This is a genomic window from Flavobacterium sp. CG_23.5, assembly GCF_017875765.1.
Classification (GTDB): domain Bacteria; phylum Bacteroidota; class Bacteroidia; order Flavobacteriales; family Flavobacteriaceae; genus Flavobacterium.
Genome location: NZ_JAGGNA010000001.1, coordinates 1,401,592 through 1,416,231, shown reverse-complemented (window position 1 = coordinate 1,416,231; position 14,640 = coordinate 1,401,592). Strand labels below are relative to the sequence as shown.

13 protein-coding genes and 1 tRNA gene are annotated in these 14,640 nt (G+C 32.8%); 6 read left to right on the top strand and 8 right to left on the bottom strand.

What is annotated here, in order from left to right:
- Positions 1–172 precede the first annotated feature (172 nt).
- Together H4V97_RS06055 and H4V97_RS06050 are read right to left on the bottom strand one after the other, a co-directional pair.
- Positions 173–1,711 (bottom strand): Fic family protein, encoded by a 1,539-nt coding sequence (locus H4V97_RS06055; protein ID WP_196850156.1) that lies wholly within the window; start codon positions 1,709–1,711, stop codon positions 173–175.
- Positions 1,712–2,270: 559 nt separating this feature from the next.
- Positions 2,271–2,344 (bottom strand) — tRNA-Met (locus H4V97_RS06050).
- Between the two features lie 154 nt (positions 2,345–2,498).
- Between H4V97_RS06050 and H4V97_RS06045 the strand changes: the two genes are divergently transcribed.
- Complete coding sequence (locus tag H4V97_RS06045) at positions 2,499–2,891, top strand: START-like domain-containing protein (RefSeq protein WP_196850157.1); 393 nt, start codon at positions 2,499–2,501, stop codon at positions 2,889–2,891.
- A 55-nt stretch (positions 2,892–2,946) separates the two neighbouring features.
- Complete coding sequence (locus tag H4V97_RS06040; RefSeq protein WP_209549186.1) at positions 2,947–3,786, top strand: aminotransferase class IV; 840 nt, start codon at positions 2,947–2,949, stop codon at positions 3,784–3,786.
- On the opposite strand, the gene H4V97_RS06035 is transcribed toward H4V97_RS06040, so the two are convergent.
- The 5 genes from H4V97_RS06035 to H4V97_RS06015 all read right to left on the bottom strand — a co-directional run bounded on the left by H4V97_RS06035 (position 3,783) and on the right by H4V97_RS06015 (position 8,355).
- Positions 3,783–4,343 carry a YqgE/AlgH family protein gene (locus tag H4V97_RS06035; protein WP_196850159.1) on the bottom strand — a complete coding sequence of 187 codons (561 nt, stop codon included), beginning with the start codon at positions 4,341–4,343 and terminating at the stop codon, positions 3,783–3,785. The two genes, H4V97_RS06040 and H4V97_RS06035, sit on opposite strands and share 4 nt — an antisense overlap.
- A gap of 118 nt (positions 4,344–4,461) precedes the next feature.
- A complete protein-coding gene (locus tag H4V97_RS06030) occupies positions 4,462–4,734 on the bottom strand; it encodes an HU family DNA-binding protein (RefSeq protein WP_073210174.1) in 273 nt (90 codons plus the stop codon).
- Positions 4,735–4,913: 179 nt separating this feature from the next.
- Positions 4,914–5,861: a methionyl-tRNA formyltransferase gene (fmt, locus tag H4V97_RS06025; RefSeq protein ID WP_196850160.1), complete on the bottom strand. Its 948-nt coding sequence runs from the start codon at positions 5,859–5,861 to the stop codon at positions 4,914–4,916.
- Positions 5,861–7,756: an ATP-dependent DNA helicase RecQ gene (locus H4V97_RS06020; RefSeq protein WP_196850161.1), complete on the bottom strand. Its 1,896-nt coding sequence runs from the start codon at positions 7,754–7,756 to the stop codon at positions 5,861–5,863. The genes fmt and H4V97_RS06020 overlap by 1 nt, the downstream gene beginning before the upstream one ends.
- Before the next feature lie 59 nt (positions 7,757–7,815).
- Positions 7,816–8,355, bottom strand: a complete 540-nt coding sequence (locus H4V97_RS06015; protein ID WP_196850162.1) for an AAA family ATPase — start codon at positions 8,353–8,355, stop codon at positions 7,816–7,818.
- 146 nt (positions 8,356–8,501) lie between these two features.
- Between H4V97_RS06015 and H4V97_RS06010 the strand changes: the two genes are divergently transcribed.
- The 4 genes from H4V97_RS06010 to H4V97_RS05995 all read left to right on the top strand — a co-directional run bounded on the left by H4V97_RS06010 (position 8,502) and on the right by H4V97_RS05995 (position 12,006).
- On the top strand, positions 8,502–8,786 hold the full coding sequence (locus H4V97_RS06010; protein ID WP_209549185.1) for a DUF493 family protein: 285 nt from the start codon (positions 8,502–8,504) through the stop codon (positions 8,784–8,786).
- A gap of 90 nt (positions 8,787–8,876) precedes the next feature.
- Positions 8,877–9,602, top strand: a complete 726-nt coding sequence (locus tag H4V97_RS06005) for a DUF4290 domain-containing protein (RefSeq protein ID WP_209549184.1) — start codon at positions 8,877–8,879, stop codon at positions 9,600–9,602.
- A 107-nt stretch (positions 9,603–9,709) separates the two neighbouring features.
- Positions 9,710–11,020 (top strand): UDP-N-acetylglucosamine 1-carboxyvinyltransferase, encoded by a 1,311-nt coding sequence (gene murA, locus H4V97_RS06000; protein ID WP_196850165.1) that lies wholly within the window; start codon positions 9,710–9,712, stop codon positions 11,018–11,020.
- Between the two features lie 110 nt (positions 11,021–11,130).
- Entirely contained in the window at positions 11,131–12,006 is an 876-nt protein-coding gene (locus tag H4V97_RS05995) for a cation diffusion facilitator family transporter (RefSeq protein ID WP_196850166.1), read from the top strand.
- Positions 12,007–12,105: 99 nt separating this feature from the next.
- On the opposite strand, the gene H4V97_RS05990 is transcribed toward H4V97_RS05995, so the two are convergent.
- The gene (locus H4V97_RS05990) at positions 12,106–14,592 is read right to left on the bottom strand and encodes a DUF5686 and carboxypeptidase regulatory-like domain-containing protein (protein ID WP_196850167.1); all 2,487 of its coding nucleotides are present in this window, start codon (positions 14,590–14,592) and stop codon (positions 12,106–12,108) included.
- Between the last annotated feature and the right edge of the window lie 48 nt (positions 14,593–14,640).

Below are 14,640 nucleotides of genomic sequence, written 5' to 3'. Positions count from 1 at the left end.
TGATTTTTTAAATATATAAAACGTTGGTAATTAAATATTAGTTTTATTGGTAATCTTGTTTTGACTAGTCTTAAGATCATTTCGTCACTCTTTTTCGTCACTCCTTTATTTGTGGAAATAGTAAGGCTAAAAAGTTTGTTAAAACAAGTTTTAGCTAGAGTTGTGATGAAAATTAATTATTAAAAATTGAAATATAATTTTCTTCAATTTCTTTTATCTCAATTTCAGATAGGACATTAAACTCTTTTTCTAGAGCTCTTTTTGAAAGTATCCCATTATTTTGTTCTAAAGATCGAATGAGTAATGCAACTGTTTTGTCTGGCATTTGAAAGATATCATCCAAATATTTTTTCATAGCATCGTATTTCTGTAGATAGTTTACCTCATTAGGAATTACATTTACAATAGTATCATTAACACAATCAAATAAGAATTCTGCTTGTTTAGTTGCGTCAAAATAACGGTAATAATCAATTGTTTCGTTCAAAACGGCTACATTATTAGATTCTGTCGTTCTCCATTCTATAAAGTCCAATAATGGATGTGAATAAGATTCTAATACTATTCTATAATCGTCAATATGATTTAAAATAGAAGCAGACACCGGGAAGATTATTCCTTGTTGTGCAAATTGCATTTTGGTTAAAATATGATGTATTATATATCGGTGTATTCTTCCGTTGCCATCTACAAAAGGATGAATAAAAACAAATCCAAAAGCTATTTTTGCAGCTGCCAAAACAGCATTAAAGCCAGTTTCTTCAATGTTTTTATAGGTTGCAATTAATCCGTCCATCAATTTTTCAATATCTTGCCATTTTGCTGAAATATGTTCTGGCATTGGTTCTCCACTAACTCGGTCATGTTCCCCCACAAAGCCCCCTTCGTCCCTATAACCCATTTTTAGGAAACGACTATTTTCTATCACTATTTGTTGTAATCGCAATAGTTCTTCTTTCTCTAATGGTTTTGAACCTGCTTGACCTATGGCTTTTCCCCACCTAATTGCTCTATTATTAGAGGGGGTTTCTCCTTCTATGGTAAAAGATGCTTTGGAATCTTTTAGCAACAAAAATGCTGATGCTCGTTGTAGTACGTCTTTGTGAATTGCGTTTAAATAACTATTTTTTTTATTGGAAAGATCATCAGCTATATAATCATTCAATTTTGGAGTTTTAAATATTAGCGGACAAAAATCAACAGTACCAGGTAAGTTGTTTTTTATACGATGTCGGCTGGAATTTGTACTTATAGGCAAAGCAAATTGTTTATCCTCATCAATTAGGATAACGAAATTTCCTTTATTTAAATCTGGAATTGGAAGTGACTTCCCCATAAGCCATTCGTATAAGAACCAGACTTTACGGCTGTATTGTCCTTGCGGTTCTATTTGTACCAATGAAGTTATTGTTTCTTCTGATAGTTGTTCAAATAGTTTTTTAAAAAACAATAAATTTATTCCTTCGTATTTTAAAGCAAATATCAATTGTTTATACAGTGAGTCTTCCGGTTCGTGACGTGAAGTAAGCACCTGCCAATGATTAGTTGTGTATTGACGTTTTTTAGGACTAATTAATGATAAACGATTTGGGAATGGCACAGCCAGAGTTAAAGCCTCTATTAAGGCACCATAACCTACCAGTATTCCTTCTTCAGGTGCTTTACGACCGTGAAAAACACTTATTTTTAGTGAAAATTGATTAGTAATCATGTGTATTGGTGAAAATTGATTATTCAAAAATAAGTGAAAAATACTTATATCCGGTGAAAAGAACTTTTTTTTTATCAATTTAGAGAAAAAACACTTATTGTTATGGATTTAATTATGTGAAATGAATATAACTAAAATTTTAGCAACCGTTTAGATAATTGCGATTCAGTTCTGAATGATAAATTATATAAAAAACTGTAAAAATCTTAATTGTAAAATTGAATTATTCTTGATACAATTCAGATTTGGAAATAGTCTTGTTTAGTTTGAATGAAATAATTTTATCAAAACTGTTTTATTTATGTAAAATATTAAGTTCAAGTAAGTCTATCCAAATAATAAATCCTTTCTTTCAAAAAAGGGTCTGAGTTTAAAAAACATAATACTCTTAAAAAGGCTGAATAGTAATATTCCTGACGTATGAAAGGTGTATTGTTCACGTTATTAACGTGATAACTCGTTCTTTTTTTTAAATTCGTCACTCCAATTCGTCATGGAGTGACGAATTTATTTAAATGAAAAAACCCTTAAACAATTGCTGTTTAAGGGTTTGTTTTCGTAGCGAGGACGGGATTTGAACCCGTGACCTCAGGGTTATGAATCCTGCGCTCTAACCGACTGAGCTACCTCGCCAAATGTTCAAAGAATAACCATCCCTGAACGCGGGTGCAAATATAAAAATAATATTAGAGCATACAAGCATAAATCAAAGAAAAAAAAATATTTTTAAAAACGCTTTTTTTTCGAATTTATATTCTATATATTTCAGAAAAATTAAATGTAGCTCATGGATCAAAAAGTACGTTACGAAATCGAGTTCCCCATAAATTCGTCACCCCAATTGTTATATCAGTATATTTCAACACCGTCTGGTTTGTCTGAATGGTTTGCTGATAATGTGAATTCGCGTGGTGAATTTTTTACTTTTATTTGGAATGACTCCGAAGAAAAAGCTAGACTTGCTTCTAAGAAATCAGGTGAGAAAGTAAAATTCAAATGGGTCGATGAAAATAATAAGGATACGGAATACTTTTTTGAGTTGCATATTTTGGTAGATGAGTTAACTAAAGATGTTTCCTTAATGGTGGTTGACTTTGCTGAAAAAGATGAGGTGGACGAAGCTACTCAACTATGGGAAAATCAAGTTTCAGACCTTAAACATCTAATAGGTTCTGTGTAGTATAATCCTATTTTATAACTTATATTTGCCCTAAACAAAATTTAGGGCTTTTTTTATGATTAATTTTAATGGAATTATAGTGTCACAAGATGCTAATATATTAACACAAAACCGCGCTTTCTTATATGGTGATGCTGTTTTCGAAACGGTTAAAATAATAGATAATAAAATTCTATTCTTAGAAGATCATTATTTTAGACTGATGTCTTCTATGCGAGTGATCCGAATGGAAATACCGATGAATTTCACGATGGAATATTTCGAGGAGCAAATTCTATCCTTGGCAAAGAATAATTCATTATTGGATTCGTCACGTGCCAGAATAACTGTTTATAGAAATGATGGAGGGTATTATTTACCGCTCAGTAATAGTGTTTCTTTTTTGATTCATGCAGTAGCTTTAGAAAACACCTATTATTCAATTGAAGATAAGGAATATGAAGTAGATCTGTACAAAGATTTTTACGTGACCAAGCAATTACTCTCTTCTATAAAAACAACCAATAAAATCATTAACATAACGGGAAGTATTTATGCTAGTGAGAATGGCTTGGATAATTGTATTCTATTGAATGACAGTAAGAATGTCATTGAGGCATTACAAGGAAATATTTTTATGCTGATTGGAAATAAACTAATTACCCCGCCGGTTTCAGAGGGTTGTCTGAACGGCGTAATGAGAAAACAGATTTTAGGATTGGCCAAAAAAATATATTACATAGTAGTCGTTGAAGAGGTAATTTCTCCATTTGACCTTCAAAAAGCGGATGAATTATTTATTACTAATGTGATAAAAGGGATACAGCCTATCACTAAATATCGCAAGAAAAACTTTACTACGAAAGTAGCAAATCAATTACTGCAATTGCTTAATGAAGCAATCAGTGTAAATTAATTCAAATAAGGGTTTTCGGGAGCATTTGACCAAATAAGGTATTCTCCTCCTAATTCTCTTATTTGTTCTTTCCAAAAATGAGTGGCTGATTTACCAATGATTTTATTTTCATAGTTATTTTCAGCAATGATCCATGAATTTTCTTGCATTTCAGATTCTAGTTGGTTTTCATCCCAACCTGTGTAACCAAGGAAAAAGCGAATGTTATCTTTAGTGACCTGACCGTTGTTAATCAGTTTTTTTGTAGATTCAAAATCACCGCCCCAATAGATTCCATTTGAAATTTCAATACTGTTTGGAATCAAATCTGGAATATTGTGTATGAAATATAGATTGTCTTGTTCTACCGGACCACCATTATAGATTTTAAACCTCGCGTAAATTTCGGGGATTAAATCATTAATTGTATATTTCAATGGCTTATTGATAATAAAACCAACAGATCCTTCTTTATTATGATCTGCTAATAAAATTACGGATCTATTAAATGATAGATCGCCAACTATGGAAGGCTCTGCTATAAGGAGATTTCCTTTTCTTAATTTTTCTGAGATCATGACGTTGTCTTTTACTATATTAAATTTAAGAATAATATTGTGAAATTACCAAATAAACTCGATAAAGTGCATAAAAAAACCTTCCATAGGAAGGTTTTATTATATTGGAAAACTTAAACTAGTTTACTGCTCCTTCTAATTCTGCACCAGCTTTAAATTTCACCACATTTTTAGCAGCGATTTGAATAGTTTTTCCTGTTTGAGGATTTCTACCGTCTCTAGCAGCTCTAGCTGAAACTGACCAAGATCCGAAACCTACTAAAGATACTCTTCCACCTTTTTTCAAGGTACCACCTACATTTCCTAAAAATGACTCTAAAGCTAATTTTGCAGCAGCTTTTGTAATTCCTGCTTCAGCAGCCATAGCATCGATTAATTCTGATTTGTTCATAATAAATAGTTATTAATTGTTGGTTAAAAAAAATTGTTAATACACAAATTTAGTAGGAAATACGTTCCTTGCAAGTGTTTTCTCTATTTTTAGTTCGTTTTGTTGATAACTTATTTTTTTTGTTCATAAAGCAACATTATTAGTGCTTAAATCATCGATAAACTCCCATTTTACTGACGTTAATAGGCTTTTGCATTTTCGGTAAAAGCGATTCCGTTTAGTAATTCGGCAGTTGTCATCCTTTTTTTTCCAGGAAATTGCAAATTTAACACTTGGATGAATCCGTTTTTTACAGCAACTTTCATTTCTTTTTTGGTACAAATTATATGGCCTACGTCATAGGAATGATCTTCTGAAATTATTTTTGCTTCATATATTTTCACATTCCACTCTTCATTTTTATCGCCAAAGAAACACCAGGCAGCCGGATATGGACTCAAACCTCTTATTAAATTATTAATTTCGGAAGCTGATTTTGTCCAATCTATTTTGCAGTTTTCCTTATTTAGTTTGTATGCGGTTTTTATATCGGAATCGTCTTTCTGAATAATGGTCGTTACATTTCCTTTTTCAATCATTTCCAAAGTTTCGATAACGGTTTTGCTTCCTAGATTCATTAATCGGTCATGCAATTCTCCAGCATTTTCACTTTCCCCAATTTCAATTTCCGAACTTAGAATCATGGCTCCCGTATCAATTTTATCGTCAATGAAAAAAGTGGTCACGCCAGTTTTTGTTTCTCCATTTATAATTGCCCAATTGATGGGTGCGGCACCGCGATAATTGGGTAGGAGTGAAGCGTGAAGATTGAAAGTCCCCAGTGAAGGCATTTCCCAAACTACTTTTGGTAACATTCTAAAAGCAACTACTATTTGTAAATTGGCATTCAAAGCTTTTAATTCGGCTAAAAAAGTTTCGTCTTTAAGATTTGTAGGTTGCAGTAAAGCCAAGTTGTTTGCTAATGCATATTCTTTTACAGCAGAGTATTTTATTTTTTGTCCACGACCGGCAGGTTTGTCTGCCGCTGTGATAACGCCAACAACTTCATAGTTGTTTTTGATTATGGTATCCAGAATTCCAACTGCAAATTCAGGTGTTCCCATGAAAACAATTCGTAATTTTTCCATTATGATCTTAAAGTATATTTATTGTTTGGTTTTACAAGTATGGTGTTATTATCTAATAAATGTTGCAATACAAAGATAATATCGTCCGGCTTATTTTTAGTTTTATCTTGTATTTCTCTGGAATTTAAATTTTCAGTTTGTAATAAAGTTATTATTGCTGCAGAAAGCGAATTAATATCTGGTTTGCGTTGTTTTTTTGTTATACAATAGGAACAAATACCACAATCCGTAGTTACTTTTTCGCCAAAATAATTCAAAATCAATTTACTTTTGCAAACTTTTTTCTCATTGATATAATGGAGTACAGCCTTGAGTTGTTCCTTTTTTAATAGGTTTTGATTTTCTAAATATTTAGAAACTCTATTAATGGTTCTTTCATCTTCGCGAACTTCGTTGAAAATTAAAGTGGCATCATTATTTTTCGAATGATATTCTATAATGTCTTTTTCCTTTAATTTTTTTAAAACCGCTTGTATTTCTGCAACAGCATGATTCGATTTTTTTGCAATCAAATCTAAATTAAATGCCGTCTGCATCTCATAAATTCCGGGATAGGTTCGCAATATTGCCAAAATTATTTCTTCGTCATTAGGATTCAAACTCATGTACCTAATTACTTCTTTGGACGGAATTAGAAACTGAAGCGTAATTTTTTCAGAAAATTCTTGAGATAGACTAACAATGCCTTGCCTGTCCAGAAATTGCATAGCATTGTATGTTTTCAACGTAGGAAAGCCATATTTTAAACAAAAATGATTCAAATTGAAAGTGAACTGTTCATTGATTCCTTCTCCATATGCGATTTGGAAATAATTACAGAGCTTGACATACATTTGATTCAAAAACTGTTTGTCAGGCAGAATATTTATAAATTGATTTTCAGTTTGCAAGATATCCGAAGGACTTGTTAATAAAATAGCATATGCTTTTTCACCATTTCTTCCCGCTCGTCCCGCTTCTTGGTAATAATTTTCTAAATTTTCGGGCAGTTGAATATGAATCACCGTTTTTACATTGGCTTTGTCAATTCCCATTCCAAATGCATTTGTGGCAACAATGACCTGTACTTCATCGTTCATCCACAACTGCATATTTTTATCTTTTTCTTTGGACGTAAGTCCGCCGTGATAGTAAGTGGACTTGAATCCTAAAGACTGTAATTGGGATGAAATGTCCAAACATGATTTCCTGTTTCGTACATAAATTATAGAAGGTTCCGGATTTTTCTTCAGTATTTGTTCTATTCTGAAAAGTTTGTCCTCTACTTCAAAAACCATATAAGCGATATTTTCCCTTGCAAATGATTTTTGGAAAACTTGAGGATCATGTAATCCTAATTCGTTGATGATGTCTTCTTTAACTTTTGGCGTAGCTGTTGCGGTCAAAGCCAAAAAAGGGACTTTTGGGAAATGTTTTTTTAGCGAGGAAATCTTCAGATAAGCAGGTCTAAAATCGTGTCCCCATTGTGAAACACAATGTGCTTCATCGATTGTAATTAAGTTGATAGGAAGGTTTTTTATTCGTTCCAATATCCAATCCGATTGTAATCGTTCCGGTGATAAATAAAGAAATTTATAATTTCCGAATTGGCAATTGTCCAAAAGGTCAATCATTTCCTCCGATTTTATACCGCCAGTAAGCGCTATGGCTTTTATATCCCGCTTTTGCAAATTGGCGACTTGGTCTTTCATTAGGGCAACCAAAGGTGAAATAACTAAGCAAATTCCGTCGTTCATCATCGCAGGAATCTGAAAACAGACTGATTTTCCGCCACCAGTTGGCATTAAAGCAAAAGTATCTTGGCCACTTAAAACGGAATTAATAATTTCGTTTTGCAGCGACCTAAATTTATCATGTTTCCAATATTTTTGAAGAATAGCTACTGCTTCTTGCATAGATTACGGGTTTCGTTTCGTCGAAAACATTCCAAATTTAAAAATCCAAAATTTAAAAATTATCTGGAAATTTCATCTAAGATAAACAGAATTCTGTTATCTACGGTATCTTTTGGCACTTCTATGAGTTCGTAGCCGTAATTTTGATAGGTTTCAGCAAGATGAGAATAGATGATTTTAGCTTGTTCGAAGTTCTCATAACGTTCACCATCGCTAATGTATATGTCTTCCCAAGGCGGAAGAATGAAAATTTTTGAATAGATATGTTCTTTGCAGGCATCATCAAAAAAATCAGGATAGGTATCGCCGATGTAGTGCATATAAGCCAAAACATCTGGAATTCCCCGGTCGATAAATACAACGTCGTGAGGTTCTTTTGAAGCATTTTGAAATTGCTTTTTTCTTCCTTCAAGCAGTAGTTCGCTGAATAGTAGCGGTTGTTCAAGAAATAATTGTTCGATTCCTTGTTTTTTTGCTTCCAAAGTTACTTCCCGAGAGATTTCGGGATAACAACAATGTCCGTTCGCAATTAATCCGTCTATGATAGTACTTTTGCCTGTTCCAGGACCGCCAATGATAACTATGATTTCTTTCTGCACTTTTAAAAAATAAGGCGCAAATTTACTTAAACTTATTGGGATTTAAAAAAATGATTCGTGTTAAAATGATATTAGACAAAAAATCATAATTCATAATTCATAATTTACTTTTGAAACCGTATATTTGCCTTTATTTTTAAAAGAAAATGGATAAAGAGACTGAAGAATTTTACGATAGATTAAAAGTGGAGTTGGATTTAGCTAATACTTGGCCGGCTTTGTACTTATTTAAATTTATTGTGCCTACTGAAAATGATAACGTGGAACGTGTTGAATCAGCTTTTGATTGTATGGGTGCAGTTATTAAAACAACAAGGTCCAAGACTGGTAAATTTACCAGTATATCTGTTGATGTTACTGTGAAAGACTCACAAGAAATAGTTGATAAATACCTGGAAGTTTCTACAATTAAAGGTATTGTTTCCCTTTAAATACAAGATAGTTTTTAGATGATACATTCGAATGATTGTTAATCTTTGGAGCTAAGTGTCATGCAAAATCAAAAAAATATACATTCGAATATGAATTCAAAATATATTAAGGAAAACTCGAACGATGTTGTTCACCATTTGGAATATAATGCGGAACGATCGCATTTAATTATTCCAGAATACGGACGTCATTTGCAAAAACTAATTGATCAGGCAACTAAAATTGAAGATGATGTCGAGCGAAACAAGGCGGCAAAATACATTATTCAAGTAATGGGAAGTTTGAATCCTCATTTACGTGATGTTCCTGATTTTCAGCACAAGCTTTGGGATCAGATTTTTATCATGTCCGATTTTAAATTGGTTGCTGATTCTCCATACCCAATTCCATCTCGTGAAGTGTTACAACTAAAACCCGATGTATTAAAATATCCTCAAAATTTCCCAAAATACAGATATTACGGCAACAACATAAAATATATGATTGATGTAGCCAATAAATGGGAAGATGGTGAAATGAAAAATGCATTGGTGAAAGTTATCGCTAATCATATGAAAAAATCCTATTTGAGTTGGAACAAAGACACGGTAAAAGATGATGTTATTTTCGAACATTTGTACGAGCTATCCGATGGGAAATTGAATTTAATTCAGAGTACTGAGGAACTATTGAACACTACTGATTTATTACGAACAAATAAACGGGTGTCAAACAAAATTTTGCCTGTTGGGCAACCAAAAATTCTTAGTAACAAGAATTTAAAAACTGGAAAGACCAATCCGGTACACAAAAACCAAAACAGAAAACCTTTGTAAGTCAGTTTTAAATTAGGAGTTATAAGTTATGAATTTTTTTTGCATTAACTTTTAGCTCGTAACTTTTTAACTCATAACTAATAATTTATAACTCATAACTGTAAAAAATGGGAATTTTTAAAATAGAAGGTGGCATTCATCTTAAAGGAGAAATCACACCACAAGGAGCTAAAAATGAAGCATTACAAATTTTGTGTGCTGTTCTTTTGACTTCTGAAAAAGTAACAATCAACAATATTCCTGATATTATTGATATCAACAAATTGATTACGCTTTTAGGAAATTTAGGAGTAAAAATTCAGAAAAATGGATCAGGATCATATACTTTTCAAGCCGACGATGTAAATGTTCAATATTTAGAAACCGAAGCTTTTAAGCAAGAAGGTGGATCTCTTCGTGGATCCATTATGATTGTTGGGCCACTTTTAGCTCGTTTTGGCAGAGGATATATTCCAAAACCTGGAGGAGATAAAATAGGTCGTCGAAGATTAGATACCCATTTTGAAGGTTTTATTAATCTGGGAGCGAAATTTCGTTACAATAGAGAAGATCATTTTTATGGCGTTGAAGCTGCAGATGGATTGACAGGAGCTGATATGCTGCTAGATGAAGCATCTGTAACCGGAACAGCTAATATTGTGATGGCTGCCGTTTTGGCAAAAGGAAAAACAACAATTTATAATGCAGCATGCGAACCTTATTTACAACAATTGTGTAAAATGTTAAACTCCATGGGAGCTAATATTACTGGTGTTGGGTCTAATTTATTGACTATTGAAGGAGTGGATAGTTTGGGCGGTTGTGAGCATAGAATTCTTCCTGATATGATTGAAATTGGTTCATGGATTGGATTAGCTGCCATGACTAGAAGTGAAATAACAATTAAAAATGTAAGTTGGGAAAATCTTGGTGTTATTCCAAATACATTCAGAAAATTAGGGATTACGCTAGAACGCAGAGGAGATGATATTTATATCCCTGCTCATGTTGATGGTTACGAAGTGAAAACCGATATTGATGGTTCTATTCTTACTATATCAGATGCACCTTGGCCTGGATTTACTCCGGATTTATTGAGTATCGTTTTAGTAGTTGCCACACAAGCCAGAGGAGATGTATTGATTCATCAAAAAATGTTTGAAAGCAGATTATTCTTTGTCGATAAGTTAATCGACATGGGAGCAAAAATCATGTTGTGTGATCCGCATAGAGCGGTTGTTATGGGACATGATTTCAAATCACAATTGAAAGCAACCACAATGTCTTCACCAGATATTCGTGCGGGAATTTCATTATTGATTGCAGCGCTTTCGGCAAAAGGAACTAGCACTATTCAAAATATTGAACAAATAGATAGAGGATACGAGCGTATTGACGAACGATTGAGAGCTATTGGAGCCAATATTATTCGAGCATAAACTCATTATTATACTAAGGTCGTTTAAGTAATCCTAATAGATTTTGAATACATAGATTCAATTAGGTTTATTTAAACGATTTTATTTTTTTTTAATTTTTAAAAAGAATCATGTCAAACGAACAAACTGCAATACAGGCCACTTATTTTAGTATCGTTGGAAATATAAGTTTGGCAATCATAAAGGGCTTAGCTGGTTTTTTCGGAAATTCGTATGCTCTCGTTGCAGATGCAATCGAATCTACGACTGATATTTTTGCATCATTTTTGGTCTTATTTGGAATTAAGTATTCAAATAGACCAGCGGATAAAAATCATCCTTATGGACATGGTCGAGCAGAACCGTTAATCACTTTTTTGGTGGTAGGTTTTTTAATTACTTCAGCTACAATCATTGCTTATGAAAGTATTGGCAATATTAGAACGCCACATGATTTGCCACATTCGTGGACACTTTATGTACTTGCGGCGATAATCATATGGAAAGAGTATTCTTTTCGCGTGGTTATTAAAAGAAGTATTGAGACCAATAGTTCTTCGCTTAAAGCTGATGCTTGGCATCATAGAAGCGATGCTATAACATCTGTAGCTGCATTTATTGGAATTTCTATTGCTCTAATTATGGGCAAAGGGTACGAATCTGCTGATGATTGGGCTGCACTTTTTGCGTCTGGATTTATACTATTCAATGCCTATTTAATTTTTAGACCTGCCCTGGGAGAAATCATGGACGAGCATTTGTATGATGATCTCATTGAAAAGATAAGACAAGTGTCGCTCCAAGTGGAAGGGATTATTGATACCGAAAAATGTTTCATCAGAAAAGCTGGTATGCAATATCATGTTGATTTACACGCAATTGTCAATGGAAATATTACTGTAAAAGAAGGGCATGATTTAGCTCATCAACTAAAAGATACTTTGAGAGAAAAATTACCTGAATTGGGCCACGTTTTGATTCATGTGGAACCTAGTGAAGAACATTAAAGTAGACCTAGAAAGGAAAGTTAATAGAGGCTGTGTTTCGTAAAAAAAGGAGCAGATTTTTAAAATCTGCTCCTTTTTTTATTAAAACTTAACCAAAAACTACTCCAAAATATTTAAAAATTTAAGACCAAAAACTACTCCATCGCCTTTATAACCGTTTTGGTAAGAACGAACATAATCAACTCTAAACAGTTTGAATTTTCCAAAACCTAGATTGTCCAATCCAACAGTTACTTCCGTGTATGGTTTGTTATTTGGGGTAGAAAGTGCATGAGCACCCAGAATCAAAGTGGATTTTAGCTTATTCAACAAAGGGATTTTATTCATGATATACCCTTTGTCGTTGTATTCGCCATGCGCTTCAAAATAGCTGTCATTGGTACTGTTTGAATAATAAGGCAGTAAGTTGAAAACATTCAAATAACGTTCGGTTTGACCTATGTGCGTTTGGTTTCCGTTGAAATGTTTGTAGTCTATAAAAGCAATATTATCCGCATTCAGAAACTTTCCTGCTTTAAGATTCAACCCTAAAACTCCTTTATTTCCCAATGTGAAATCATAGGTTAATCGTGTGTTGAAATGGTCAAACTCGTATTTCTTGTCATTAGCTGCAAATGCTTTTTCATACCCTAAATAAAGGGTAGGATATTTTTCATTTCTAATATTAAATTTTCCGTCTGGACGAGAAGAATACTTGTTTCCAAAATTGATTTTTGCAAGTAAATTAGCTTTCGTTAAATGGTGTTTTTCAAAAGCCGGACTAGTAAAATCATTCGGAGCTAAAGGGTTATTCGAAGTATATAAATCAGACTTGTTAAAATAAGAAAAATCAGTATTGTTAAATAAAGGTTTGCGTTGCTGATATTCTATTTTTCCTCCTAGGTTCACTCCATTTGCAATGTCTTGACTGTACCCTAATCCTACAGATTCTAAATTATACAATTTCATATAATTATTTTTGAATGCTAATGAACTTATTGTGTTTATAGCTTTGCTGATGGGAGCATTCGGATTGAATTGCTTGATGGAACTTCCGCCTGTCAAATCGAAAGTTGCGTAATTCATTTTGTTGAATCGATGAATGAATTGTCCCGTTATACGCAAGCGATCTTCCGCAAAACCGTAATTTAGTTTAGTACTTATTGAGGTGTATTTTCCTTGGTATTCTTGGTTTTTCCAGTTGGTATATCGAAACCCAGAATCAAAATTATAACCTTGTACGGTATTAAAACTTAGTGACCCTATGTTTAATAAACCCTCATAACTAAGACTGTATTTGTCTGTACTGTTCTTATAAGTATAACCGCTGAGTAATTTCATTAGTTTAAACTTATTCTCTTTTGCATCTATTGAATCTAGATATTTTTCAGAATGTCTAACCTTGTAAATACTGTCTTTTCTAATATAATCCGTACTTTCTTCGATTGTTAATGGAATGGGTCTGTTGGTATTCCAGAAAAGGCTGTCTTTTTTATTGGCATTTATTTCGATGCGTGTAATTTCATTTGTAAAAGTTTTTTTAGCAAAAGAATTTATAAATTCATAATTACTATATACATAATTGAATTTTCCATTAAATTTTATACCAAAAGCACCTGCAGTAAAATCGAGACTTTGCGTATTTTTTGCCCAAATTCTACTGTTTTTATTGTAACTGAAATTTTGTTTCAGGTTCATAACATCAATGAACTCTTGATGCATTCGATACCCTTTTATATCCAAATCTACCGCGTAAATAGCCCAGGAATCGTCAACTATGTAAATGTAGCCTTCAAAAACCGGTTCGTTATCACGTTTGGGACTTACTTTTATTTTATTTATAATTTGGGTATTTTCATCAACAAACGTTCCTTCTAATTTAAATTTGTAATAGTTAAAAGCATTATCAGCAATGGGGGAAATCATATTAATACCAAACTTTATGTTGTTTTCATAAAAGTCATAGAACGACGAACGTGCAGTATTATAACTGTAACCTTTATCATTTCCGCTTACTTTTGAAGCGGTAACTACTTCTTTTAAATTATTTGGTTTTTCAAAAGTGATTTTAGAAAATGTTTCCGACAATGAAATAATTCCTGTTCCAGTTGAATCTAAAGCGCCATCTAAATCGCCAATTTTTTGACCAAATATTTTTTTAGGGGCATTTTTTAATTTGAAGATTCCTCTGGAATAAAAATCGGCTGTAAAACGAGCTGTATTTTCCGTATTTTCTTTTTTGCCGGCAATCGCATTTTTTATGATGGCATTAGCAAGATTATTTTTGGTGTTAATTACAACTTCGTTTAGCGAGAAACTTTCCTCTAGCATTTTTACGTCCAAAGTATAAGGTAAAGTTCCTCCTGTAATGGCTCGTTTTTGGGTTTTAAATCCCAAATACTGAAAGACTATCTTGTTTTTACCAACTGATTTTATATTTAGTTGGTAGTTTCCTTGCTCATTAGAGGTGGTACCATTATAGGTATTTTCTTCAAATACACTGACAAAGGGTAATGGATTTCCTTTATCGTCAGTGATGATTCCTTTGATTTGGGCATTGGAATAAAGAGATAAGAATAATAATAGGAACAAGTAAGCATTCTTCATAAAAAATATTTTCTTAGTAAGACGCTTAATTGTAGGTAATGTTACATG